The organism is Magnetococcales bacterium (assembly GCA_015231755.1).
Lineage (GTDB): Bacteria > Pseudomonadota > Magnetococcia > Magnetococcales > Magnetaquicoccaceae > Magnetaquiglobus.
This window is the reverse complement of sequence record JADGAZ010000001.1, coordinates 225,110-251,269: the sequence shown is the minus strand read 5'-3', so window position 1 is coordinate 251,269 and position 26,160 is coordinate 225,110. Positions and strand designations below refer to the sequence as shown.

Here is a 26,160-nt window from a genome sequence, read left to right as displayed (position 1 = left end):
GTTCACAGCACCTCCCGACCGGTGAGGATATCCATCAACTGCCGCAACTGCACCGCCAATTCCCGGTAGATTTCATCATAACGACGATTGGCAATCACCCGATCGTCCTCTTCGGGCAACTCCCCCACATCCCAATGGAGAAAGGTGGTGTGAAACGGCAACTTGGGCAGATAGGATCGCACCGGCCCTTGCAGACTGATGACGATATCCAACCCTTTGAGTTCCATTTTATCCAAAGCCTTGGGCTGCACCTCGGACAGGTCGAATCCGATGGAACCCATGAATGCCACCATTTGGGGATTGGCCTGACGGGTGGGATGACGGCCTGCGCTGCTGAAATAACAATTTTTCTCATATCCTTTTCTGGCCATGGCCTCGGCCATCAATCCTAAGGCGTTGTTCTCCTCGTCCACGAACAGAATGTGGATATCCTTGGGATGGGGCACCTCTCCGGTCAGCCAGAAGACAATCTCTTCGCACAGGTTGGTGGCCCGGTTCCCCACCCGCTCCAGCATGGTAAAAATGACATACAGATCCATCACATCCCGGGAATGCCCCGCGTGACTGTCCCCCTCCTCCACCAGATCCCGGATCGCCTTTTCCAATCCCTGACCCAATTGGGCGTTGATCTGCATGGTGCTTTTGGCAAGCCCGGCATTCTCCTCGGCAAAAGCGGTCAGGGATTGACGCAACATGGTCCGGGAGGCCGAAGCCATGGTTTCCAGTTCCTGCTTCATCAGTCCGGAGGGGGGATTGGGTAGATCCAGGGACTCGCGACAAATGTTCACCGCATAATCCGCGATCCGTTCCAGATCATAAATCATGCGCATGGACGAAGAAATCAAACGCAAATGCCCGGCGCTCGGCAAATGACGGGCAATGAAGGAGTGACACATGCGATCCAGTTCCAGACACTGGCGATCCAAGGGGTAATCCATCAGGATGGTCATGTTGGCCAAGGCTTCATTGCCGGACAGCATGGCCTGGATCGCATTTTTCAGGGCATTTTCCACCCCCTCTCCCATGGCGGCAACGGCCTGACGGATGAGATTCAAATCCTGTTGCAATCTTTTTTCATAGATGGACATGTCGTACTCCGTCGTTGGCGCGCCTGAAAAATACCGGAGGATTCCGGTATGCTCCTTGTGAACAATCATCCGCATCGCGGGCTGTGACCGCAATCCATCCGGTCTCTTCGGGTTTCCGGTCTGGTTGTTTCAACCCGGCTGACAACCGCTTGCCCGATCATCAACCGGATTGCCGAGCCTCACCACCCGCCGACCACAGTCAACCGGGGGCCACAAGCCCAGAAACCGATTATTTCTTCTCGCATTTAACCGGTCGCATCGGAGCATACCCCTTGTCTTGAATGATGCACTGTCCCCCATCGGTCTTGATCCAGTCCAGATACTCCTTGACCGGACCGACCGGCTCGCCCTTGGTATACATGAACAAAGGCCGGGCGATGGGATACAGTCGTGAGACCGCATTTTCCATGTTGGCCTCCACCGGGGTGGAGTGGTCATCCTTGGCCACCGGAGGTTTTTTCACATGGGGGGAGTCGTAGGCCAGACCGCTGTAACCGATGGCGCAAGGGGTTTTCTCCACCAGATCCACCACATCCTTGGAGCCGTGCATGTCCTTGGTGCCCAAACGGAAATCCTTGTCCTCCCCCAGAATCGCCTCCTGGAAATAGACATAGGTGCCCGAATTGTTCTGACGGCTGACCACGATGATCTGATCCCCTTTGCATCCCGGCACCTTCAAGCCCAGTTGGCTCCATTTGGTCACCGGGCCCCCATCGCCATAGATGTCGGCCAGTTGCTTGATGGTGATGGACTGGATCGGATTGTCCTTGTGGACAAAAATCGCCAGGGCATCATAACCGACCAGATGCTCGATGGGGGTGATGCCATTTTTCTTGGCCGATTCGATCTCCTTATCCTTCATGGAGCGGCTGGAGTTGGCCAGATCCACGGTGCCGTTGATCATGGCGGCGATCCCCGTTCCGGACCCCCCACCGGTCACGGCCACCGCCACGTCCGGCTTGATCTTCTGGTAAGCCTCGGCCCAGGCCTGGGCGACATTCACCAGGGTATCCGAGCCTTTGTTCTGAATCATGGTGCGCGCCTGGGCAGTGGTCGCAATGCCTGCGACCAGACCAACGGCCACAGTGACAACAATGGTCAACCGATTCGATTGCATGCTTGAACACCTTTTTCCGGCAAGTGTTGTTCGGACTCATGGACCCTCCACAAATCCACCAAACCATCAACGATCATGCGAACTGATAGACGATATCCTGCAACACCCGGCCGCAATTGGCAATCTCAATCCCCACATCGCGGATGCGCCGATAAATTTCCCGATGTCTGAAAAGTTGCAAGATCCGTTGCAGATTCTCCGGGTTGTGCCGTTGCAACGCACTCCGTTCCTCCACCAACTGTCTTTCCAAAGCGCAATGATAACTTCTTTCCATGGCCTTGCGCGCCGCGAGAATCGCGCTCATCTCGACGCCGATCCCGGCCGGGGTGTGGAGGAGTTTTTCATGTCCGCTCCGCAACATCTCGATGGCATGACGCAATTGGGCCACCATTTCCAGAATCGGCCAAACGCCCCGGATCCCCAGGGCATCCATATCCAGGACAATCCCCATCAGGGATCCCTGCACCGCCTCCGCCAAAAAACAGGCCTGCAACAGGGAACCTCGATCCGGCAGCACCGCCGTTTCCTCCTTCACCCGCTCCACGTTGCGCTCCCGCAGCTGCACTCCTTGATTTTCCAACCGCTGCATCCGCTCCACAAGGGTCGGATCCTCGAACCGAAGATAACTTTCCAACAAAACCGCCATCCCCTCGGTCAGATGGCATTGCTCCACCATCAGGCCGAACAACTCCGGCAGGGTTGACGCCATCGGGTCACAAAAATGGGGATGGGGGTCTCCGGTCTGGAGAAGGGGCGTGGTGCGGGTCATGGATGGATCCTCCTGGTTTGCCGAGCCTGGTCGGCCAATGGTTTCCATGTCGATCGATTTGGAAACCATTCTTTCATGGGGCCATTAACGGGGAGTAATGAATCCATGAAGGATTGAGCAACAGGAGGTTAAGAAATGATGAAAAAAACGAACGGGCCGATGGGGCACTGTCGTTAAGAAAGCCGTCGGGATACAACCAGCCGACTCTTTGAGACCCTCACGCCCCATCCGCATGATGGACAGAAATGGACGGGAATTCAGCGATACCGGGGACTATGGTTTCAACCACCGCTCCACCTGATGATCGCTGGGCACACTGCCCACATGAATCACCCGCCCATCCAGGACCACACCCGGCGTGGACATCACCCCATGACCGAGAATGGCGGCCATATCGGTGATTTTTTCCACCTGCACCTCCACCCCCATTTTTTGGGCCTTTTCTTCGATCAATCTGGCCGCGGCAAGACAGTTCCGACAGCCCGGCCCCAGCACTTTGAAGGATTTCATGATTTGATAGTTCTCCTTGGGTTCAGACGAAAAGGACATTGAGCAGACAACCCACCACGGTGAAGGCCACCAGCAAAAAACAGGCGAAAAACACCAGCATTTCCACCTTGAGCACCTTGCGCAAGATGACAAACTCCGGAATCGACACCCCCACCACACTCATCATGAACGCAATCACCGTCCCGACCGGAACCCCCTTGGCCAACAACGCCTCGGCCACCGGAATGATCCCCGTGGCATTGGAATAAAGGGGCAGCCCCATCAACACCGCGGCGGGCACGGCGAACGGATTGTCCGCCGCTGCATAACGCAAAAACCACTCCTGGGGCACATAACCGTGCAACGCCGCTCCCAGGCCAATGCCCACCAGCACATACCCCCAAATACGCCCGACAATGGTTTGGACCTCCTGCCAAGCATAGCGAACCCGTCCCGGCAACGAGCCATCCACCTGCCCGGTGGCGACCGCACCCATGCGGATGTTCCAGACATACGGTTCGACCCAACGTTCCAGACGCAACCGGTCGATCACCAATCCTCCCAGCACACCCACGCTCATGCCGGTGATCACATAGACGGTCGCCATCTTCCAGCCCATGATCGATCCCAGAATCACCACGGCGACCTCGTTCACCAACGGAGAGGTGATCAGAAAGGCCATGGTCACCCCAAGCGGAATACCGCCTTCCAGAAACCCAATGAACAGCGGCACCGAAGAACAGGAACAAAACGGCGTGACCGCACCCAGAATCACCGCCAGCAGATATCCCACTCCCCGGGATCGGCCTTCGATATAGCCACGGACCTTTTCCGGCGCAAGCAGCGTTCGGAACAGCCCCATGACAAACACGATGACCACCAACAGAAAAAAAATCTTGGTGGTGTCTTCCACGAAAAAATGCAACGACCGACCCAGCGCGGAGGTGGGATCCAGTCCCAGTCCGGCATGAACCGTCGCGTCGGCAAGCCTGCCAAACATTTCCAGCATCCGGAAATCCCCTTCGATGTGGTTTGGCCGTTGTCGACACATTCACAAAATCAAATATACACTAATCCAGATGTCCTGGTCAACCCGGAAATCCGCTCACCGCATCCCATCGCAAGCCGACCAAAATATTCTCTTGACTGCATATTTATATACACATATATTCGATAAAACATATACACAAACCATCCTCATCTAAAAATTTCAAACCGGGCCACGGGGGAAACCATGCGCAAGCTGTCCATTCATGATGTTGATCTGTCGAACAAACGTCTCCTGATTCGCGTGGATTTCAACGTACCCCAGGACGAAACGGGCCACATCCGCGAAGATACCCGCATCCGTGCCGCCCTGCCCACCATCCGTCACGCTATGGAACAAGGCGCCCGGGTGATTCTGGCCTCCCATCTGGGACGTCCCAAAGGAAAACCGGAGGCAAAATATTCCCTGAAACCGGTGGCCGAACGGCTGGCCCAATTGCTGGGACAACCGGTTGTCCTGGCGCCGGATTGCGTAGGCGCAGAGACGGAAGCTCTGGTCTCAGCCCTGGCTCCGGGTGAGGTGCTGATGCTCGAAAACGTCCGTTTCCACCCCGGAGAGGAAAAGAACGATCCGGATTTTGCCCGCCAGTTGGCCAGATTGGCGGATGTGGTGGTGAATGACGCCTTCGGGGCCGCTCATCGCGCCCACGCCTCCAACGCGGGCATCGGACAATTCGTGCGGCCCATGGTGGCGGGCACCCTGTTGGCGGCTGAAATCGCTTGGTTCGACAAAAGCGTGCGTCAGCCGGAACGCCCTTTTGCCGCCATTCTCGGCGGATCGAAGATCTCCACCAAAATTGGGGTCATCGAAGCGTTGACCACCAAAGTGGACAAGCTGCTGATCGGTGGAGGCATGGCCTTCACCTTTCTGGCCGCGCAGGGCAAACCGGTGGGGGGATCCATGGTGGAACCCGACATGCTAGATACCGCCCGTAAAGCCATGGATGCGGCCCAAAAGCGGGGGGTGGAGGTGCTGTTGCCGCTGGATGTGGTGACCGCCCAACGGATCGATCCGGCTGCCGAGACCCGTGAGGTCTTCATCGACGAGATTCCGGCCAACTGGCTCGGACTGGACATTGGCCCCTGCACGGTGAGTCATTTCACCACCGCGCTCAAAGACATGCAAACCATCTTGTGGAACGGTCCCATGGGCGTCTTCGAGATGGCTCCTTTTGCCCGTGGCACCCTGCAACTGGCCAGGGCCGTGGCCGCATCCCGAGGGTTGACGGTCATCGGTGGAGGGGATACGGACGCGGCGGTCAGACAGGCGGGGGTGGCGGATCGGATCTCCTTCATTTCCACCGGCGGCGGCGCCTTTCTGGAACTGCTGGAAAAAGGCACCCTGCCGGCCATCGACGCCTTGACCGATGGGTGACAGCCAGCAACCCTCCAGGAATACCACCAACAAAAAACCCCGGCCCCCACAAAAGGGAGCCGGGGCGTGCAACCAATCCCCGCCAGAATGGCTGCAAAAATCAACCGATCTGAATCACGATGCCATGCAGCACCGAGGCGGTATCCCCCAGTTTGCCGGCGATGTTGCGCAGATGCCGATAGATCTCGCGACGCTTGAGCATTTCCACCACATGAATCATGGCCTGGATTTCGGCGCCATCGGCACGGGCGCGCATTTTGGACAGGTCATCGTCGATGGAGTAGAGGTTGGACAGGGCCTTGCGGTACACCTTGTCCACGTTGGACAGGGTTTGCAATCCCAGTTGGGCATCGGGTTCGGCCTGGGCCGGGGTGGTGTCGAGCTTGGAGAAGCCCCGTTGCATGGCGGATGCGGATTCCCGCAACACCACGGCCATTTCCAGCATGTAGTTGTCGGTTTTGATCTTGAGGGCTTCCATCTCCTCGACCACCACCCGGATCGAGCGGACCGGGACTTCCAGGCTGACGATGGAACGCAGCACATCTTCCCGATCGATGGGGGTGGAAAAGGCATTGTTCAACACATCCAGATGTTTCTCCCGCAACTCCTGGGCCTGGGTTTCGATCTTCATGATTTCATGGAATCTGGCCGTGGACGACTCGGAAAGATAATCCACCGCCACAGTCATGCCCTTGGCCAACAGTTCGGCCTGCACACCGATCATATCCAGGAATGGGGGAATACGCGGAAAAACATTGTCCAGCATCTTGGTAAAGGGGGAAGAACCACCGCTCATGAAACTCTCCTTGGTGAGTTGAATCTGGGTATTGAATTCAAGTGAATGATGTTGGATCGAACCGGATCAGCGCACGCCGCTGACACCGGTAAGCAGATCGGCCAACAGGTAGGTCAAACCACCCACCAGGCCGGAGCCGGGAATGGTGAGGATCCAGGTGGCGAAGATCTCCTTGCCTTTGCGCCATTTGACCGCTTTGGGCTGTTCGGCGGTGCCCACACCCATGATGCTGGAGGAAGCCACGTGGGTGGTGGAGACCGGAGCGCCCATGGTGGCGGCGCCGAAGATCACCGCGGAAGCCGTCAGTTGGGCATTGAAGGAGTGGATGGGACGAACCCGGAAGATGCCGAAGCCCACGGTACGCACGATGCGCCAGCCGCCGAACATGTTGCCCGCCGTGATGAGGGCCGCACAAATCCAGATCACCCAGGTGGGCACATAGAACTTGTCGATACTCCCCCCCAGCAGCAAGGCCAGAGAGATGATGCCCATGCTTTTTTGCGCGTCATTGGTGCCGTGGGAGAACGACAGAGCCGCCGCGCTGATCCACTGGGAATACTTGAAAAACCCATCAATCCGCGGTTTGGCGTTGGCCACCAGTCGTCGTATGATCTTCTGAAAAATCCACGCAAACCAGAAACCCAGAATGGGTGACACAAACAACGACAACACCACTTTCATCACGCCGGACATCTTGCCCTTCAAGATCAAATCTTCCCAACCCCACATCACGTGATTGGAACCGGCGGCGAACAGCACCGCACCCGCCACACCACCCACCAGGGCGTGAGACGAGGAAGAGGGCAAACCAAACCACCAAGTGAAAATGTTCCAAAAGATCGACCCGAAAATGCCGCATAATAATATCATCAGCGACATGTTCGCATTCAAGTCATCGATCTTGACGAACTTTCCGATGGTATTGGCCACCGCCGTGCCACCGAGCAACGGCCCGATGAAGTGAAACACTCCGGTGAGGAGCGCCGCCTGGATGGGGGTCATGGCCCGGGAGGCGATGATGGTCCCGGTGATATTCGAGGCGTCGTGGAAGCCATTGGTGAAGTCGAAAATCAGCACAATGACAATCGCTGTCCACATCATCATCATAATCGTGGTATTATCCATCGTGCCTCACCTCTCCCGTGATTTTAATGTTCCTGAAAATTCTGTTATCCATCTGTATAACCTCTGCTCCTTTTGGAAATGAATGGTAACCAGACCGTGTTGATCGTCGTCTCCGGACGAACGACCCCCAAGACAAACAATCCGTTAATCAATGGTGCCGCATTGTAACGAAGCTTTGTTAACACCTGATAAAGGGATTATTAAGGGTCCATTAAATACTGACAAACTTTATCCATAACAGTAATCGATCATTGGATATCTTAAATGATCGATTCATCCTTTTGAAAAATTTATCATTGGATAAACAATAATTAAAATAATAAAAAATCCAAAAAAAATGAGGGAGACTTTCGCCTCCCTCACACTTGTCAAAACCCATACCCCCCGCGCCACACACCATGGCGCAACGGATATGAAATCAACCGTTCTGCATGACAATGCTGTGCAGCACAGCGGCAGCCTCTCCCATCTGGACCGAGATGGTGCGCAAATGACGATAAGCCTCGCGACGCTTGAGGATATCCACCGTCTGGATGAAGGTGGCGATATGGGTATCTTCTTCCTGGGCGAGGGCCTGTTTTGTGTCGTCATCAATGGTGAACAGTTTGCCCACCGCCTTGCGATACACATGATCCACACTGGCGGGCGCCTGCATGGCCATCTGGGCTTCGGGTTCGGACATGCCTGGTTTGGTGGCCAGCCTGGAATAACCACGATGCAGCGCCGACGCCGCCTCCCGCAGCACCACGGCCATTTCCAGACAGTAGCGGTCCGACGAAACCTTCAAGGCGCGCATCTCTTCCAACGCTTCCCGCATGGTCTCCACGGGAATTTCCAGGGTATTGATCGCCTGCAACAGATCGGCACGATCAATCGGCGTGGAAAAGGAGTCGTTCAATTTGTCCAAATGACGGCTGCGCAACTCCTTGGCCTTGGTATCGATGTCGGCCAACGCTTGGTAACGGATGGAATCCGGATCGTTCAGACAATCCACGGCGGTCACCATGCATTTGGCCAACAGTTCCGCCTGATCGCTGACCATGTTCAAAAACGCGGGCATGGGGGGCAGAATATGATCCAGCATTTTGCTCATGAAAATCTCCTTGTTCTTTTGGGTTAATGGGTCATTCAACACGCATGACGCGCCACAACGACGGTCAAACCTCCGCAACAGCCGGAAAACGACAGATGAAACGACTGCCGATTCCCGCCTGACTGACGATCTCTAACTTGCCCTGCGCCCGTTCCATGGCCTCTTTCACCAAGGAGAGTCCCAGGCCGGTGCCCTGATATTCGGGATGATGCTTCCGGCTGTTTCCGCTCTGGAACGTCACCCGGTAATACTTTTCCGTCAGTCTCGGCAGATGATAACTGGCAATCCCCGGCCCGTTGTCACCCACGGTCAAGGTTGGACGGCGACGATCATCCTGTTTCCACTCCACCCGCACCTCGGTTTGATCCGGGGTATGGTTGACCGCGTTGAACAGCAGATTGGCCACCACACAACGCAACAACTCCCGATTGACGTGAAACGCAAATCCATCCTCACAGCTCAACAGAAAAACGTGTTTGCGCGCACCGCTCAACGATTCCGCCGCCTCGATCATCTCCTGGAGAAACGGCTCCATGGCCACCGCCTCCACCGGAAAACCGTGACGGGCAGGACCAAGCCGCAGCAAGGCGGTCTGATCTTCGATCAGGTTTTGCATGCGCTGGGTCTGTTTGCGCAACAAACCCAGGGCGTTTTCCCACTGGGGGGAGTCCTGGGGCAAATCCGGCAACAACTCCAGCACCCCGCGAAACACGGTGATGGGGGTCTTCAATTCGTGGGAAATGTTGTCCATGAAGTCCCGATGCTGACGATCCATTTGATATCTATCGGTAATATCCAGAACCAATACCAGCCAGAAATGCTCTTGTTCCAGCAGCACAAACCGAAGATTCAGCATGCGCCCCCCATCCACCGGCGAAGGCAGATCAAGGGGTTGACTGAAATCCCCCCGTTGCAGATAGTCGTCCAGCACCGGCTGTCCCAGACGATAGGCCAAAGGCTTGCCCAGATCACGTTGGTCGAACAATCCCAACAAATGACGCGCCTCGGGATTGAACCAGCACAGGGCAAAACGATAATCCAGCATCAACACCCCGTCGGGCAGGGCATCCACCGCCATGCGCCAACGCAAAATGGCGCTTTTCCAGCGTTCGCGGGTGCTTGAACCGGTTTCAAAGGCGAAGCAAAAGTCAGGCGGCTCTTCCTGCCGCTCCAGCATGGCCCGTCGGTCGGACTCCCCTTCCCCCTCCCATTGCCGTCGGAACGCATACGCCAACACCACCGGCACCACCCAGACGATCCACGGGACATGGCGCAGGCTCAACAACACAGCCGGCGCAAAAGACAGCAAAAAAATCCATGCCATCCCGCTTTTCGGAATCATGATTGCAAATTGGCCGAAAACATGTATCCCGCACCCCGAACCGTTTGCAGCAACCCCTCCTTGCCAGACGGTTCCAACAATTTGCGCAGGGAACGTACATGCACATCCACCGTGCGATCCCCCACATGAACATTGCGCCCCCATACCAGATCCAACAACTGATCCCGATGGTAGACCCGATCCGGATGGGTGATGAAAAAACCCAACAATCGGAACTCCATGGCACTGCACTTGAGGGATTGATGACCGATCCGGATGGTATGCTTGGCGCGATTGAGCACCAGTTCATCGAAGACCACCTCATCTTCCAGAGAAACGGGTTCGATGCGACGCAACGCCACCTTGATCCGGGCAAGCAACTCCTTGGCGGAAAACGGTTTGGTGATATAATCATCCGCGCCCTGCTCCAGACCGTTGACCTTGTCCGACTCCTCGCCCCGGGCGGTGAGCATGATGACCGGAATGGGTCGGGTGATTTCATCTTTTTTGAGCAGACGCAAATACTCCAGTCCCGAAACTCCCTTGAGCATCCAATCCAAAAGGATCAAATTGGGGGTGATGTGCCGCAACAGCCCCTGGGCTTCGTGAACGCTGGAGGCTTCCAGACTTTCAAACCCGGCATTGGCCAGAATCAGACAGACCGTATCCCGAATGGCGGATTCGTCATCGATGATCAACACCTTGGAACGCAAAACACTCATAGCCACCCCCCCATTATCGTGCCAACGGCCCTGCTCGCTCCCAGAAACGGGTACCGGGCCGAATCCAGACCACTCCCACGGACACCATGAACCCTGTTCCCTCTTTCCAACCGCCCTCCCCGGATCCTCTTCCCGCCCAATGGCCAAAAAGGGATCCGTTTCTGCGCACCCACAGCATGATTCTGCTGGTGGCCACCTCCGGACTGCTGTTTTCCGTGGTGACCTTTTTCGGGGTACGGGCGCAAATCACCCATCATCTGAAACAGGAGTTTGAATGGGTCGCCCAGGACCGTCACCGGGCGGTGCGCAAAGGGCTGGAATCGGCCCTGGGCGCCATTCATGAACTCAACGATCTGTTTCTGTCCTCCCCCGGGATTCAGGAGCCGACCTTCCAGCAGGTGGCGAACCTGATCCGCTCCCGTTATCCGGAAATCGAATCCCTGCAATGGGTTCCCATGGAGCCGGCCCCCGGATCCAACGGCGACGAACAGGCCCGGATCCACTTTCAGGAGCCATCCGATGGAGCCATGACACACGTCGGCCTGGACCACTATTCCGATCCCACGCGACGCAAGCTCCTGGAAGAAGCCAGAGACACAGGCCGCATGGTGGTCAGCGGTCGCATTCCCCTCTCCCCGGACAATCCCCACCGTCTCGGTTTTCTCGCCGCCCAGCCGGTCTATCAGCCCAACGTGGCACTGGCCACGGTTCTGGAACGCCATCACGGTCTGAAAGGTTACATCATCGGGGTGTTCCAGTTTGCCAATCTGGCCGAAGAGGCCATCTCCATGCTGGAACCCCGGGGCGTGGAGTGCATGATCCTCGACGACCAGGCCTCCGAGGCCGAACGTTTTTTGCACTTTTACGCCTCCCGTCTCACCGACTCCAGCTTCACCTTCCACCATCCCGAGGATTGGCAACGCTGGCTCACACAGCCGGATCCCAAGCTGTCCGCCACCACCCGTCTGGGCAATCAGCACTGGTCGATCACCTGTTCCCAGACCAGCCATTTCCGTTCCGCCGAATGGTTCATCCATGGTGACTGGGTTACCCTGATGACCGGCATTCTGCTCACCTGGCTGTTGACCCACTATCTGCTGCGCATCAAGACCGATCTGGCCATCCGTACCGACATGGCCCAACAACTGGAAAAATCGGAACGGCTGTTGAGCGTGCTGTTTCACCGTTCGCCGGACATCATCCGTCTGGTGGACCGGAAGGGACGACCGTTGCTGGTGAATCGTCTGCCCGCGTCCGGAGAGTCGGATCCCGCGGATCCGTTGCGGGCGGCTTCGCCGGAGTTCCGTAAGGAGTACCTCCAGGCTCTGGAACGGGCCTTCGATCTGCACGAGACCAACCACTTCCACCACCGGGCCAGGAATGATCGATGGTGGGAGGTGCGCATCGTCCCCCTGAACGAAGAGACCGGCATCACCTCCGCCATGGTGGTGGCCACCGACATCTCCGACAACAAAATGCTTCAGGAACAAGCGGCCAAAAATGCCCGTCTCGCCTCGTTGGGTCTCATGGCCGCCGGCGTGGCCCACGAAATCAACAATCCCAACAACTCCATCTACTACAACGCCTCCTTGCTGGCCGACGCCTGGAATACGGTCAAGCCGATCCTGGACGAATACTTCCGCGAAAACGGGGAGTTCGCCATTTCTGGCCTGCCCTACTCCGAAATGGGGGAAAAAATCCCCCGCATCATCGGCTGGATCCTGGAAAATACCGAACGGATCAAGAAAATCGTCGAACTGCTCAAAAACCTCGCCCGGGACGATACGGGGATGGACAAGCAGCCCGTGGACCTCCACCAGTTGACTCAAGGGACTCTGCTGCTGCTCAACAACACCATCCAGAAACACACGGAACGGTTCATCTCCCACATTCCGCCCCATCTGCCTCCGGTCATGGGCAATGCCCGGCAACTGGAACAGGTGCTGATCAACGTGATCGTCAACGCCCTGCAATCCCTGCCGGACCGGAACCGGGCGGTCCATCTGGAAGCCACCCTGGACGAATCGGGCCATGAGGTGGTACTGATCGTGCGGGATCACGGTCGGGGGATTCATCCCACCTATCTGGAAAAAATCACCGAACCCTTTTTCACCACCCGTCTGGAACGGGGAGGAACCGGTTTGGGACTTTCCATTTCCGCCTCGATCATCAAGAATCATGGTGGCCGACTGCGCTTCGAGTCCGAGGTGGACAGCGGCACCACGGTCTTCATCCATCTGCCCTGCGTGGGAGACTGCTGAATGCAAGAAGGTCCACTCTCCGGCATGCCCCCGGTCTTCCTCGTGGACGACGAGGAACACGTCCTTGACAGCCTGAGCCTGTTTCTGCGTGGATCGGGCTTCAAGGAGGTGGTCACGGTGCAAGACAGCCGCGACCTCATGCCCCTGATGCTGCGCCAAAAGGCCATGACCGTGATCTTGGATCTCTTCATGCCCCATCTGTCCGGCATCGAACTGCTGCCGGAGATCATCCGCCATTTTCCCGAGGTACCGGTGGTGGTGGTCACCGCCTCCCAGGAGGTGGAAACCGCCGTGGCCTGCATGCGGGAAGGGGCGTTCGACTATCTGGTGAAACCGGTGGAACGAACCCGCTTCGTCACCAGCGTGCGCCGCGCCGTGGATACCTTCATGCTCCGCCAGGAGGTCCACGCCCTGAAAAGCTATCTGATTCACGGCGGACTCAACCAGAAAGAGGCCTTCAGCCGCATTCTCACCAACTCCAGCCAGATGCGGGGCATCTTTCAATACATCGAGGCGGTGGCCGGCAGCGGCGAAACCATTCTGATCACCGGAGAAACCGGAGTCGGCAAAGGATTGCTGGCGGAAGCGGTCCATCGGGTCAGCGGTCGGGCCGGGGGATTCATCTCCCTGAACGTGGCCGGACTCGACGACACGCTGTTTTCCGATACCCTGTTCGGCCATCGCAAAGGGGCCTTTTCCGGAGCCGACACCAACCGGGAAGGCTTGGTGACGCGGGCGGCGGGGGGCACCTTGTTTCTCGATGAAATCGGCGATCTCAAACCTGCCTCCCAGGTGAAGCTGCTGAGACTGCTGCAAGAGCAAAGCTACTACCCTTTGGGCTCGGACGTGCCCAAGTTGAGCAGCGCCCGCATTGTGGCGGCCACCAACAACGATCTGCGCAAAATGATCGCCAGTGGCGAGTTCCGGCAGGATCTGTATTACCGCCTGACATCCCACCGGGTGGAGATTCCCCCCTTGCGGGAGCGGCCCGAAGACATTCCGCTGCTGCTGGGCTTTTTCACCCAGGACGCCGCCCGGGCCATGAACAAGGCCGTGCCCAACACCCCGCCCCAGTTGCTGACCTTGTTGGCGACCCATCATTTTCCCGGCAACGTGCGGGAATTGCGGGCTTTGGTGTTCGACGCCGTGGCCCGACATCCCGGCAGTCCCACCCTCTCCATGGAGAGCTTTCACCAGGCGATCCGGGCCAACAACCAGCCCACCGGCACACTTCCGGAACGCAGCCCCAACGAAACCGCCACCCCGTTGGCCGGAATGTTCTCCTCCGGTCCGTTTCCGCCCCTCAAGGAGGGGATCGACGCCATGGTGATGGAGGCCATGCGACGGGCCAACAACAATCAGGGCATCGCGGCCACCCTGCTGGGCATCACCCGCCAGTCCCTGAATCGACGACTCATCAATATGCGCTCGAAACAATCGGCCCTCGACCTGGAATAGGGGGGGTGCAGCTTTTGCTGCTATTGCGTCGTTCCATCATACACGCCGCCAACAAAAGTTCTCGATTTCCTTCATTACCAGGGGGAAAATTTTCCAGCCCCCAGCGGATCCTCCCCTTTTTGGGTGACTTTCGGGAAGAAACGACCCTTGGTTAATCAGAATATTCTAATATAATAAAATTAACACACTGAAATATTCACCGTTAACGATCCGTTAAACCAATATATACGAAACATCAAATATGTCTTCATACCAATATATTCACCATGCTGCAACATGCCGGCAATGGGTGCAGCATTGGCTGCACTATAACAATTTGCTGCACCCATTGCAAACAGGATACGCGCCCATTGACACAAATCGCCTCACCCCCCCTTAACATCAAGCAATCACGCCAATTCGCACCGATCACCGGGTAGAGCATTTTGCTGCACCCGCCCCGCCCAGCCAATCGGACTTCCGATAACAGACCGCTCCGTGTTTGGGAACACACTCCAAATGCAGCTTTTGCTGCACCCTCCCAAAAAAATAAAAATCCGGAAAATAGACTCTCAACCCATTGTAAACAAACAATTTAATCCTAAAAATCCACTATGGCCCGCTTCTTGTACTATAGAAGATCATAAGCGATCGGGTTTTGCTACCCAGTTAGATGCACCAACGAGAGAGTCAAACATGATGCCCAATCAATCTTTCCTCCTTTTTGGAAAGACCATGAACCTGGAGAAGCAAATCGAGGAGTTCCTCAATCTACTCTCCGAGGCCAATATTCTGTTTCGGGCGGGTGTGGGACTTTATCTGGCAGAAAATACGAATGGTTCTCGTTTTCAATCCCGTTTGCAACTTCTGATTCATCACGAACGGGAATTGGATACTTTGAGCCGGTTCATCGAAGCCCAATTGCGTGCGCAACCGATTGTGCCGGAGTTGCGCGGGGACGTGTTGCAACTGCTGGAACAACTGAGCCGACTGCAACGACTTCTGGTGAAGAATCTCCAGGAGTTCGAGGCCGAAAACCCGGAAATTCCGTCCCTGTTGCACCCTCTTTTCACAGATCTGTGTCAATCGGTCTCCATGGCCGTGGAGACCTGCGTGGAAGCCGGACACGTCTTTTTCCACGAAACGGAAAAAGTGGGAGAATATTTAAGCAAGGTGGCCTTCTACGAAAAGGAGGCCGACAAACGGGCCATGGGGTTGATCAAGGCGATCTTCTCCATCGAGTCCATTCCTCTGGCCCAAAAAATCCACCTGCGCCGCTTTGCGGAAAAGGTGGACGAACCCGCCAACAAGGCGGAAGAGATCGCGGCATGGCTGGCCATCTTCTTCATGAGAAGGGCACCCATGAACTCGGTCGTGTCTTAAAAAAAACCATTCACAAGCAACCCCATCAACAAATTGCAGGAGAATTCAACATGTCTGGATCCAGCACCACGTTTTCCAAGCTCACCAATCGCGTCTTTCCCCGCATGCCCAACTTCTACGGGCTGATCCTCGAACAGTGTGAACTGGCCAATCAGGCCGCCGCCCTGCTCGAAGAGTATGTGCAAACCGGCAACAAATCCCGCGCCGACCAGATCCTGAAACTGGAACAGGACAGCGAAGTTCTGCGTCAACGCAATCTGGATGTCCTGAAGAACGCCTTCGCCACCCCCATGGACCGGGAAGACATCTACCGCGCTTATGTCACGGTGGACTGCATCCTGAGCCATGCCCACAGCATCGTCTCCGAGATGGATGCCCTCAACATCAAGACCGACCCCTTCATCACCGACATGACCGCCACCCTGCGCAACTCGGTGGAAAACCTGAGCGCCGGCTACAAAAAGCTCTCCACCTCCCCCGCCGACTCCGACAAGGATGCCCAACTGGTCGGACAGGCCCGCAAGAAAATCGAAAAAATCTTCCGTGCCGCCCTGGCCCAACTCTTCCAGGGTGACAAGTATGTCCAGATGATGCACGACAAGCAGACCGGCGCCGAAGCCCAAGCCATGGCCTATGTGCTCGACATCTTCAAGCGTCGCGAAATCTATCGTCATCTGCTGGATGCCGCCATCGACATGAAAAATGCCGGCAAGGTCCTCCACGACATCGTGGTCCAGGTCGCCTGATCCAAAACCTGAAGGAATGACCGGAGCCAGGGCTTTGAGGCCCGGTCAAGATTCCTCAAAAACACAAGTATCGAAGCGCATCTCACCAGGGATCAAAACGGAGTCCTATGGATACCAGTCTTATTCATACCCTGATGTGGACAACGATCGTAGTTGTTCTCATTTTCGATTACACTAACGGTTTTCACGACGCCTCCAACATCATCGGCAGCATCATCGCCTCCCGCGCCATGACCCCGATCCAGTCGGTGCTCGTGGTGGCCATTTTTGAAATGCTCGGGCCCATGCTGGCCGGAACCGCCGTGGCCAACACCATCGGCAAATTCATCAGCATCGGAGACCTGCCGCCCAACATCTCCATCATCGTGCTGTTGTGGGGCATCTTCGGCGCCATCTTCTGGAACCTGCTCACTTGGTGGGTGGGTCTGCCCTCCTCGTCCTCCCATGCCCTGGTGGGTGGATTGATGGGTGCCGTGATCGTGGCCGCTGGCGCCGATCACGTGCTGTGGGGCTTCAAAGAGTTCTTCGCCACTGGCAAGATGGGTGGCGTGGCCAAGGTGGTGTTGTCCCTGATTCTGTCGCCGATTCTGGGATTCATCGTCGGCTACCTGTTCAACAAGCTGGTGGGCTTCGTGCTGACCGGCGCCACCCCCAAGGCCAATACCTGGCTCAAGCGGTTCCAATACTTGAGCGCCGCCAGCCTGGCCTTCTCCCATGGCTCCAATGACGCGCAAAAGAGCATGGGTATCATCACGCTGTGTATGGTCCTGGGAGGCTCCCTGACCAAATTCGAAGTGCCCACCTGGGTGATCGTCGCCTGCGCCGGATGCATCACCCTCGGCATCCTGTCCGGCGGCTGGCGCATCGTGCGCACCATCGGCTTCGGTATCTACAAGGTGCGTCCGCAGCATGCCTTCTCCGCGCAGCTCACCGCCGGAACGTTGATCTTCGGCGCCGCCATCTGGGGCGCCCCGGTCTCCACCACCCACGTCGCCAGCTCCGCGATCATGGGTGTGGGCACCTCCGACAAACCCAAAGCGGTCCGCTGGGCCAAGGCTTCGGAAATCGTCAGCACCTGGGTGATCACCATCCCGGGTTCCGGCTTGGTTTCCGCCGCCACCTACTGGGTCTTCGCCACCCTGGCTTATTGATCCGCAGCACCCCAAGGTGGAGGCGGGTTTCCCCGCCTCCACCTTTCCCACAAAAAAGCCATGGATAATTCATCCATCGAATGCTAGAATACCTGCCCGGTAATAATCACACTTTTTATGGGAGACCGCCCTATGTCCAATACGAAGCCTGAAGACTCCAAAAAAAACGACGACACCACCAAGAACCGCCATCATTCAAGTACCCGCGACAAAGAAATCGTCCTGGGCACCGGGAGTCAGAAGGCCAAGCGGTCCGCTCAACCCAAGCTCAAAAAGTTGTCGGAAGAAGAGTATCTGAAAATCATGAACCCGCTCCACATCGAGCTGGTCAAGATGCAGAACTGGGTCAAAGAGAACGGCCACAAAATTATCGCAATCTTTGAAGGTCGTGACGCCTCGGGCAAGGGCGGCACCATCAAACGGGTCATCGAGCATCTCAATCCCCGTGGATGCCACGTCATCGCCCTGGAAAAACCCACGGACCAGGAACGCAGCCAGTGGTATTTCCAACGCTACGTCAAGCACCTGCCCTCCGCCGGTGAAATCCATCTCTTCGACCGCAGCTGGTACAACCGTTCCGGCGTGGAACGGGTCATGGGCTTCTGCACCAAAGACCAGGTGAAAGAGTTCCTGCGCACCGTGCCCGAATTCGAGCGCCAACTGGTGGCGTCCGGGATCATCCTGTACAAATTCTATTTCTCGGTGAGCAAAGAGGAGCAACTGCGCCGCTTCAACAGCCGCCAGGACGATCCCCTCAAACAGTGGAAACTCTCCCCCGTGGACAAAGAGTCCCAAGACAAGTGGGACGAGTATACCAAGGCCAAGGAGGATACCTTCTTCTACTCCTCCACCGAGCAGTGCCCCTGGACCATCATCAAGTCCAACGATAAAAAGCAGGCCCGCATCAACACCATCAAATACCTGCTCAGCACCCTGCCTTACACGGGCAAAAACCCGGAACTCCTCGACTACGACAAGCGCGTGGTACGCACGGTCTTCGAGGAAATCGGCATCGACTGATCCAGCCACACCATCCGGAAACGGACTCAAGCGGGAGTCATCCCTGATTCAGCTTCCTCCATGGCCATCCAGGCCTTGGGGGAAGCTGAATCAGCCCGAAGACACCCCCTCCCCCCATCCAGCCGAAGGGGGGAGGGGCCATCGGCTCCAGGAAGGCTCTCCGTTCACAAATATTACTTTATTTATAAAATGCCTCATCCTGATTGGATTCCCAATCAATCTTGCAATGATCTCTACAAAGATGTAAAGTTCAATACGAATTGATTTACCCATTCAGGAGCCTTGGTCAGGTGTCTGCCGAATCCGTCCCCTTTGTGGCTTTGATTTTCAGTCTGCCCGCCCGCAACGCCACGGAACGGATGCGCACTTGGCGCGCCCTGAAATCCATGGGAGGGGCCATGCTCCGGGATGGGGTCTATCTGCTCCCCTCCGGAGAAAAACGGGAAACCATGCTCACCGGGGTGGCGGAAGCCACCCGGGCAGCCGGAGGCATGGCCGAACTGGTGGGCATTCAGCCCCATTCCGACATCCAGCACGCAGGATTGCGCGCCCTGTTCAATCGCCAGGGGGATTATCTGGTCTTGCAAGACACCATTGCGGGAATCGATCCGGAACGGCTGGAATCCACCCCCCTCAAACGGGCCGCCCGACTGGCCCGCCGGCGCTTCGAGGAACTCAGCGCCATCGATTTTTTTCCGGACGAGACCCAATCCCGGATGTTGGACACCTTGACCGCCCTCGAACGCCGCATCCTCAAACGATTCCACCCGGACGAACCCCACCCGATCCACAACCCCATCCCCCGATGCGATGCGAAAGCCTTCCAGGGGCGACTCTGGGTCACCCGCGCCCATCTTTGGGTGGACCGGCTGGCCTCGGCGTGGCTGATCCGGCGTTGCATCGATCCCCAGGCCCGTTTTCTCTGGCTTCAAAGCGGTCAGGTTCCGCCGCCAGAGGCGGTGGGCTTTGATTTCGACGGTGCCGAGTTCTCCCACGTTTGCGACCGGATCACCTTCCAGACCCTGCTGGCCGCCTTCGATCTGGAAAACGATCCGGCTCTGATGGCCTTGGGTCGCATGGTCCACGCCCTGGATGTGGGAGGAGCCCACCCGGAGGCGGGAGGATTGGAGGCGCTGCTCAAAAGCATGCGCACCCGCATCCCGGACGACGACGCCCTGCTGGCGGCCTGCACCCCGATATTCGATGATTTTTATCTCTTTTTCTCCAACGAGGACCATGCCGATGGCTGACACCCCACAACAACGCCCCCCCCATCCTTCATTCCGGGAGGCGTTTCTCTACTGGCTGAAACTGGGATTCATCAGTTTCGGCGGTCCAGCCGGACAGATCGCGGTGATGCATCAGGAACTGGTGGAAAAACGCCGCTGGATCTCTGAACACCGGTTTCTGCATGCCCTCAATTTCTGCATGCTGCTCCCCGGCCCCGAAGCCCAGCAACTCACCATCTACATCGGCTGGCTGCTCCACCGCACCTGGGGGGGCATCGTGGCGGGCACCTTGTTCGTACTCCCCTCGCTGCTGATTCTGATCGCCCTCACCTATCTGTACATCGCCTTCGGCACGGTGCAGTGGGTCCAGGGGATCTTCCTCGGTATCAAGCCGGCGGTGGTGGCGGTGGTACTCTTCGCCGCGTGGCGCATCGGCTCCCGCACCCTGAAAAACCGGGTGTTGTGGACTCTGGCCATCCTGTCGTTTCTGGCGATCTTCGTCATGCATCTGCCCTTTCCCCTGATCGTGCTGGCTGCCGGCATACTCGGAGCCGTGGGGGGACGCTTGGCCCCGGACTCCTTCAAGGCCGGAGGGGGACATGGCTCCCAGGGCAAGCATTACGGCCCCGCCCTCCTGGATGACGACACCCCCCAACCCGAACACGTGCGTTTCAAACCGGGTCGATTGGGGGTGATGATCGTCGTTTCTCTGGCCATCTGGGGCGGGATCATGGCCCTGCTGACCAACCCCACCCTCCACGACATGGGACTGTTCTTCTCCAAGGCGGCCCTGGTCACCTTCGGGGGGGCCTACGCGGTGCTGCCTTATGTCTATCAAGGCGGCGTGGAAACCTTCGGCTGGCTAACCGGCGCCCAGATGGTGGATGGACTGGCCCTGGGAGAGACCACTCCCGGTCCCTTGATCATGGTGGTGGCCTTCGTGGGATTCGTGGGCGGCTGGACCAAGGCCCTGTTCGGAGCCGACGCCCTGTTCGTAGCCGGTGTGGCCGGGGCAACGGTGGCCACCATTTTCACCTTTCTGCCCTCTTATCTCTTCATCCTGGCGGGCGCGCCGCTGATCGAAGCCACCCACGGGGACCTCAAGTTCACCGCGCCCCTCACCGCCATCACCGCCGCTGTGGTGGGAGTGGTGGTCAATCTGGCGGTTTTCTTCGCCTGGCACGTGCTTTGGCCCCATGCCACCGAGGGCGCCCCTTTTTCCGGAGGTTTCGCCGGCTTGCAGGCCCTGATCGCCGCCGCCGCCTTTATCGCCCTGTTTCGCTTCAAGCTGGACATCATGCGGGTCATCGGTGTATGCATGGTGATCGGACTTATTCAGGTCTTCACCATTGGATGAGTCTCATTCCATCACTCCATGAAGCCATCCAGACATTCCCATGACCCGCTCCAGACACCTGTTCACCTTTCTGGCCCTGAAACGCGAAACCGTGGGGCTGCTGCTGTTGGTGATTCTGGTGGGGTTGGGGGAACGGATGGCGGAACGGTTTCTGCCCATCTATCTCCTGGCCCTGGGGGGCGGACCCTGGGTGATCGGCCTGCTCGGGGCCATGAACAATCTCCTGTCCGCCCTCTACTCCCTGCCCGGCGGCTATCTGGCGGAACACTTCGGCATCCGCAAAAGCCTGTTGATCATCAATCTGACCGCCATGAGCGGCTATCTGCTGGTGATCCTGATTCCCCGCTGGGAGGCGGTATTGGTGGGAGCCATCCTTTTCCTGGCCTGGAGTTCCCTGTCGCTTCCGGCCAGCATGGGATTGATCGCCAAAGTACTCCCGGCCAACAAACGCACCATGGGCGTGACCATGCACTCTTTGGTCAAACGGATTCCCATGGCCCTGGGCCCCATCATGGGAGGGGTGTGCATCGACCGGTTCGGGGAGGTGGACGGCATTCGTCTCTCCTTTGTCATGGCCCTGGTTTTGGCCCTGATGGGACTCTTCGCCCAGCAACGGCTCATCCCCGACGACCGTCCCGGACCCACGCCCCCCACCGCGCCGGGCCAGATTCTCGCCCTGCTCACCCCCAACATGCGCCGTCTGCTGGTTTCGGATATCCTGATCCGCTTTTGTGAACACATTCCCTACGCCTTCGTGGTGGTGTGGTGCATGAAAAACATCGCCCAACCGGTCACGGCGGTGGAATTCGGCCTGCTCACCTCCATCGAAATGGCCACAGCCGTGCTGATTTATCTGCCTGTGGCCTGGATGGCCGATCGCACCGGCAAAAAACCCTTCGTCTTGATCACCTTTTTGTTTTTCACCGCCTTTCCCCTGATGCTGCTGCACGCCGACTCCTTTGGCATGCTGGTGGTGGCCTTCGTGGTGCGGGGCTTGAAAGAGTTCGGCGAACCGGCCCGCAAGGCCCTGATCCTCGACCTCGCCCCCCCGGATCATCGGGCTGCCGCGTTCGGGGCCTATTATCTGGTGCGGGATCTGTTCGTCTCACTGGGGGCTCTGGGCGGGGCCTATCTGTGGCAACTCGGACCCGCCGTCAACCTCTGGGCCGCCACCGGGTTCGGCGTGGCCGGCACCCTGTGGTTCGCCCTGCGGGGCACCGACGACGCCTGATGCCGTCCCGCTTCCTCCCGGCAACGGGACTTGACGCGCCCTCCCAGCCTCTGTAGACTGATAACACTTTGCATTGCCAAAGAAAATCTTTGCCCTGCTTCCGGTCCACTCTCTTCCCTTGTCCCTTGATTGATCACTATGACCCACCCATCCGATCCATCCCAGCGCAACACACCCGACATTCACGCCGGCTCCCCGGACCGTTTCGGCTATTCCCATGTGCTCAAGAAACTGCTGGACATCCATGTGGAACAGTTCGACGGCTGGACTGCGGCCCTGCCCCGGGAACTCTGGAAAGAGGCCTCTTTTCTGGATGTGGGCTGCGGCATGGGACGCAACTCCCTGTGGGCCACCCAAAGAGGAGCCGGTCCCGGTGTGGCCATCGACGTGGATGAAGGTGCTTTGGCGTTCGCCCGCGACATCCTGCGCGCCAAGACCGATGTGCCGGTGGATGTGCGCTGGATGAGCGCCTATCAGATCGACTTCCAGGACCACTTCGACATCGCCTTCAGCCTCGGGGTGATCCACCACCTGGAAAATCCCGAACTGGCGGTGCGCAACATGACCAAAGCCACCAAACCCGGTGGCCGGGTGCTGGTGTGGCTCTATGGCCGGGAAAACAATGGCTGGATCGTGCATCTGTTCAATCCGGTACGCCGTTTTCTCTTCAGTCGGCTGCCGATCCGCATCACGGATCACCTGTCGTGGGGACTGGCGGTGGTACTGTGGGTCATGCTGCATCTGGGTTGGGGACGGCTGCCCTATCACGACCTGCTCCGCAAAACCACCCTGCGCCATCTGAAACAGATCACCTTCGATCACATGTTACCCCAGATCGCCCTGTACTACCGTCGGGAGGAGGCGGAAAATCTGCTGCGACAAGCGGGTTTGACGGATATCGTCTCGGTGTGGACCAACCAGATGTCCTGGTCGGTCTCCGGCGTCAAGCCCCAGACTCCGACCGCCCCTTCCGCCCCCTGACACCACCACCCGTCACGCTGCCGAACCCGAAACAGGGTCAAGGAGTCCAGATGTGCGGCATCACCGGATTCGCGGGTCCAGGAACCCAGACCGACCTGGAACGGATGACCCGTGCCCTGACCCATCGGGGACCGGACGGCGAGGGTCTGTGCGCCGATGAGGCACAGCGGGTCTTTCTGGGACACCGACGCCTGGCGATCCTGGACATCGACGGGGGCAAACAGCCCATGTGGACCACAGACCGGAAGCTGTGCGTGGTCTTCAACGGGGAGATCTACAACCACGCGGCCTTGCGCGCCACCTTGATCCAGCGGGGTCACCGCTTCGTCTCCCACCACTCGGATACCGAAACCCTGCTCCACGGCTACCGGGAGTGGGGCACGGGACTGCCCGAACGGCTCAACGGCATGTTCGCGTTCGTGATCTTCGATCCCGACAACCGACGGCTGTTCGCCGCCCGGGACCGCTTCGGCAAGAAACCGTTCTATTACGCCTTGCAAAAGGATTTATTCCTGTTTGCCTCCGAGTTGTCGGCCCTGCGGCGGCATCCGGGTTTCACCGGCGGCATCGATCCCAAGGTGTTGCAGAAATATTTCGCTTATGGCTTCATTCCGGCTCCCAACGCCTTGTATCAGGGCAGTCGCAAACTGCCGGGAGGAAGCTGGCTGGAGCTGGATTTGACCCGCTTCACCCTGCGGCAGCAACGCTACTGGCGCTTTCGTCTCACCCCGGATCCGGCCCTGCTGGAGCGGCGGGAAGAGTCCCTGGCGGAAGAGCTGCGGGCCCTGCTCTCCCAGGCGGTCAAGCGCCGCATGGAAAGCGATGTCCCGCTGGGATTTTTTTTAAGCGGAGGCATCGACTCCAGCGCCATTCTGGCTTTGGCGGCCCGACACGCCCCCCCCGCCTCCCTGAACACCTTTGCCATCGGCTTTCAAGAACCCTCCTTCGACGAATCCGCCTATGCCCGTCAGGAGGCGCAACGGATCGGATCCAACCATCGGGAGCAGATCCTCACCCTGGATGGGGCCAAAACCCTGATCCCTGCGGTGCTGGGACGTCTGGACGAGCCTCTGGGGGATCCGTCCATTCTGCCCACCCATCTTTTGAGCCACTTCACCCGCCAGCACGTCACCGTGGCCCTGGGGGGGGATGGGGGGGATGAACTGTTCGCCGGATACGATCCCTTTCTGGCCTTGGGGCCCGGCCAGCTTTACCACCGCCTGATGCCGGGTTTCCTGCATCGGGGTTTGAGAAACCTGACCGCACGACTGCCGGTATCGGGTCGCAACATGAGCCTGGATTTCAAGGTACGCCGTTTCCTGGCCGGACTCTCCCACCCCATGCCGTTGTGGAATCCCACCTGGATGGCCCCCCTGGCACCCGAGGAGATCGGAGAACTGTTCCATCAGCCCATGGACCCCGAGGAGCTGTACGCCGAAGCCCTGGCGGTCTGGCACGATTCCGAAGTCACCCATCCCATCGACAAAAGCCTGGAGTATTTCACCCATCTGTACCTGCCGGACGACATTCTCACCAAAGTGGATCGGGCCTCGATGATGGCCTCGTTGGAGGTGCGGGCACCATTTCTGGACAACGATGTGGTGGCCTTTGCCCAACGACTGCCCCACGCCCTCAAGTTGCGTCGGGGGGTGCGCAAATATCTGCTCAAAAAGGCCATGACCGGTCTGCTGCCCGATGGCATCATCCATCGTCGCAAAAAAGGATTTGGCGTGCCCATCGCCGACTGGCTGAAAACCGATCCGCTTCTTCCCCCCATGCTCCCCATGGCCGGAACCGACCTTGCCTGGGTGGCACAACGCTGGCAGGAGCATCGCGGAGGTCGGGGGGATCATCGCCTCTTTTTGTGGAGCTGGTTGAGCGCCCAGTATCATGCCACGTCAACCCCGGGAGGCGATTGAGATTCCATGCAAATCGGTCGCGCAGTGGAATGGCACAACCATGTGCTCCACTCCTGGCATCGTTCGTCGGGAGGCAAGCCCCAGCCCAAACCCGAGGTGTGGCAACCCCTGCCCGCCGGGGTGTGCTGGTTTCGCTGTCGCATGGAACCGGCTGACTGCGACAAGCTCTATGTGATCGGCTCCCAGGACTGGAAACTGCTGTTCGGTTCCTGTCGTCTGCCGATTGTGGCCGCGGATCCCTGCCTGGGCACGGACGATTACCGCCACAAATCCCGCATCCAGAGCATGAAAAAAGCCCTCGCCGTGGGGGACTCCTTCGAGCCTCTCATTCTGACCGCCTTTTCGGGAGAAGGCCCCTTCGTGATCATCGATGGCAACCATCGGGCCGTCGCCTTGCAGCAACTGGGCCTGCTGGTGGGACAGACGGTCTTCGTCGGCTTTCACCCCCGGATGGGCCATGATTTTGTCTGGTTCCGACGCGCGGTCCAGACATGACCCCCTCT

Annotated in this window: 23 protein-coding genes; 13 read left to right on the top strand and 10 right to left on the bottom strand. The window is 58.0% G+C overall.

Translation table 11 applies throughout. The features are described 5' to 3' along the window. Positions 1-2: 2 nt before the first annotated feature. From phoU to HQL98_01125, 5 genes are all read right to left on the bottom strand, one after another. Positions 3-1,088: a phosphate signaling complex protein PhoU gene (gene phoU / locus HQL98_01145; protein ID MBF0270668.1), complete on the bottom strand. Its 1,086-nt coding sequence runs from the start codon at positions 1,086-1,088 to the stop codon at positions 3-5. A gap of 229 nt (positions 1,089-1,317) precedes the next feature. Continuing rightward, positions 1,318-2,205, bottom strand: a complete 888-nt coding sequence (locus HQL98_01140) for a PstS family phosphate ABC transporter substrate-binding protein (protein MBF0270667.1) — start codon at positions 2,203-2,205, stop codon at positions 1,318-1,320. 73 nt (positions 2,206-2,278) lie between these two features. Next, a complete protein-coding gene (locus HQL98_01135) occupies positions 2,279-2,974 on the bottom strand; it encodes a hypothetical protein (protein ID MBF0270666.1) in 696 nt (231 codons plus the stop codon). Positions 2,975-3,247: 273 nt separating this feature from the next. Next, positions 3,248-3,484 (bottom strand): thioredoxin family protein, encoded by a 237-nt coding sequence (locus tag HQL98_01130; GenBank protein MBF0270665.1) that lies wholly within the window; start codon positions 3,482-3,484, stop codon positions 3,248-3,250. A 22-nt stretch (positions 3,485-3,506) separates the two neighbouring features. Further along, entirely contained in the window at positions 3,507-4,472 is a 966-nt protein-coding gene (locus HQL98_01125; GenBank protein MBF0270664.1) for a permease, read from the bottom strand. A gap of 225 nt (positions 4,473-4,697) precedes the next feature. Between HQL98_01125 and HQL98_01120 the strand changes: the two genes are divergently transcribed. Next, a complete protein-coding gene (locus HQL98_01120) occupies positions 4,698-5,885 on the top strand; it encodes a phosphoglycerate kinase (protein MBF0270663.1) in 1,188 nt (395 codons plus the stop codon). A gap of 100 nt (positions 5,886-5,985) precedes the next feature. On the opposite strand, the gene HQL98_01115 is transcribed toward HQL98_01120, so the two are convergent. The 5 genes from HQL98_01115 to phoB all read right to left on the bottom strand — a co-directional run bounded on the left by HQL98_01115 (position 5,986) and on the right by phoB (position 10,933). Next, complete coding sequence (locus HQL98_01115) at positions 5,986-6,681, bottom strand: DUF47 family protein (protein MBF0270662.1); 696 nt, start codon at positions 6,679-6,681, stop codon at positions 5,986-5,988. Between the two features lie 66 nt (positions 6,682-6,747). Then, positions 6,748-7,806 (bottom strand): inorganic phosphate transporter, encoded by a 1,059-nt coding sequence (locus HQL98_01110; protein ID MBF0270661.1) that lies wholly within the window; start codon positions 7,804-7,806, stop codon positions 6,748-6,750. A 418-nt stretch (positions 7,807-8,224) separates the two neighbouring features. Continuing rightward, complete coding sequence (locus HQL98_01105; GenBank protein MBF0270660.1) at positions 8,225-8,899, bottom strand: hypothetical protein; 675 nt, start codon at positions 8,897-8,899, stop codon at positions 8,225-8,227. Between the two features lie 64 nt (positions 8,900-8,963). Then, on the bottom strand, positions 8,964-10,223 hold the full coding sequence (locus HQL98_01100) for a PAS domain-containing sensor histidine kinase (GenBank protein ID MBF0270659.1): 1,260 nt from the start codon (positions 10,221-10,223) through the stop codon (positions 8,964-8,966). A gap of 14 nt (positions 10,224-10,237) precedes the next feature. Next, a complete protein-coding gene (phoB, locus tag HQL98_01095) occupies positions 10,238-10,933 on the bottom strand; it encodes a phosphate regulon transcriptional regulator PhoB (GenBank protein MBF0270658.1) in 696 nt (231 codons plus the stop codon). 95 nt (positions 10,934-11,028) lie between these two features. Here phoB and HQL98_01090 point away from each other — a divergent pair, with 95 nt between their 5' ends. From HQL98_01090 to HQL98_01035, 12 genes are all read left to right on the top strand, one after another. After that, the gene (locus HQL98_01090) at positions 11,029-13,203 is read left to right on the top strand and encodes a CHASE domain-containing protein (GenBank protein MBF0270657.1); all 2,175 of its coding nucleotides are present in this window, start codon (positions 11,029-11,031) and stop codon (positions 13,201-13,203) included. Next, a complete protein-coding gene (locus HQL98_01085; GenBank protein MBF0270656.1) occupies positions 13,204-14,661 on the top strand; it encodes a sigma-54-dependent Fis family transcriptional regulator in 1,458 nt (485 codons plus the stop codon). 714 nt (positions 14,662-15,375) lie between these two features. After that, entirely contained in the window at positions 15,376-16,023 is a 648-nt protein-coding gene (locus tag HQL98_01080) for a DUF47 family protein (GenBank protein ID MBF0270655.1), read from the top strand. 50 nt (positions 16,024-16,073) lie between these two features. Further along, positions 16,074-16,769: a DUF47 domain-containing protein gene (locus HQL98_01075; GenBank protein MBF0270654.1), complete on the top strand. Its 696-nt coding sequence runs from the start codon at positions 16,074-16,076 to the stop codon at positions 16,767-16,769. Positions 16,770-16,876: 107 nt separating this feature from the next. Further along, positions 16,877-17,920, top strand: a complete 1,044-nt coding sequence (locus tag HQL98_01070; protein MBF0270653.1) for an inorganic phosphate transporter — start codon at positions 16,877-16,879, stop codon at positions 17,918-17,920. 117 nt (positions 17,921-18,037) lie between these two features. Next, complete coding sequence (ppk2, locus tag HQL98_01065) at positions 18,038-18,940, top strand: polyphosphate kinase 2 (protein MBF0270652.1); 903 nt, start codon at positions 18,038-18,040, stop codon at positions 18,938-18,940. 359 nt (positions 18,941-19,299) lie between these two features. Beyond that, complete coding sequence (locus HQL98_01060; GenBank protein MBF0270651.1) at positions 19,300-20,190, top strand: chromate resistance protein; 891 nt, start codon at positions 19,300-19,302, stop codon at positions 20,188-20,190. Then, positions 20,183-21,526: a chromate efflux transporter gene (chrA, locus tag HQL98_01055; GenBank protein ID MBF0270650.1), complete on the top strand. Its 1,344-nt coding sequence runs from the start codon at positions 20,183-20,185 to the stop codon at positions 21,524-21,526. Before HQL98_01060 ends, chrA begins: the two co-directional genes overlap by 8 nt. A gap of 40 nt (positions 21,527-21,566) precedes the next feature. Next, the gene (locus tag HQL98_01050) at positions 21,567-22,757 is read left to right on the top strand and encodes an MFS transporter (GenBank protein ID MBF0270649.1); all 1,191 of its coding nucleotides are present in this window, start codon (positions 21,567-21,569) and stop codon (positions 22,755-22,757) included. Between the two features lie 138 nt (positions 22,758-22,895). Further along, a complete protein-coding gene (locus tag HQL98_01045) occupies positions 22,896-23,738 on the top strand; it encodes a class I SAM-dependent methyltransferase (GenBank protein ID MBF0270648.1) in 843 nt (280 codons plus the stop codon). A gap of 50 nt (positions 23,739-23,788) precedes the next feature. Continuing rightward, positions 23,789-25,657 carry an asparagine synthase (glutamine-hydrolyzing) gene (asnB, locus tag HQL98_01040; protein MBF0270647.1) on the top strand — a complete coding sequence of 623 codons (1,869 nt, stop codon included), beginning with the start codon at positions 23,789-23,791 and terminating at the stop codon, positions 25,655-25,657. Between the two features lie 6 nt (positions 25,658-25,663). Then, positions 25,664-26,152 carry a hypothetical protein gene (locus tag HQL98_01035; protein ID MBF0270646.1) on the top strand — a complete coding sequence of 163 codons (489 nt, stop codon included), beginning with the start codon at positions 25,664-25,666 and terminating at the stop codon, positions 26,150-26,152. Positions 26,153-26,160: the final 8 nt, after the last annotated feature.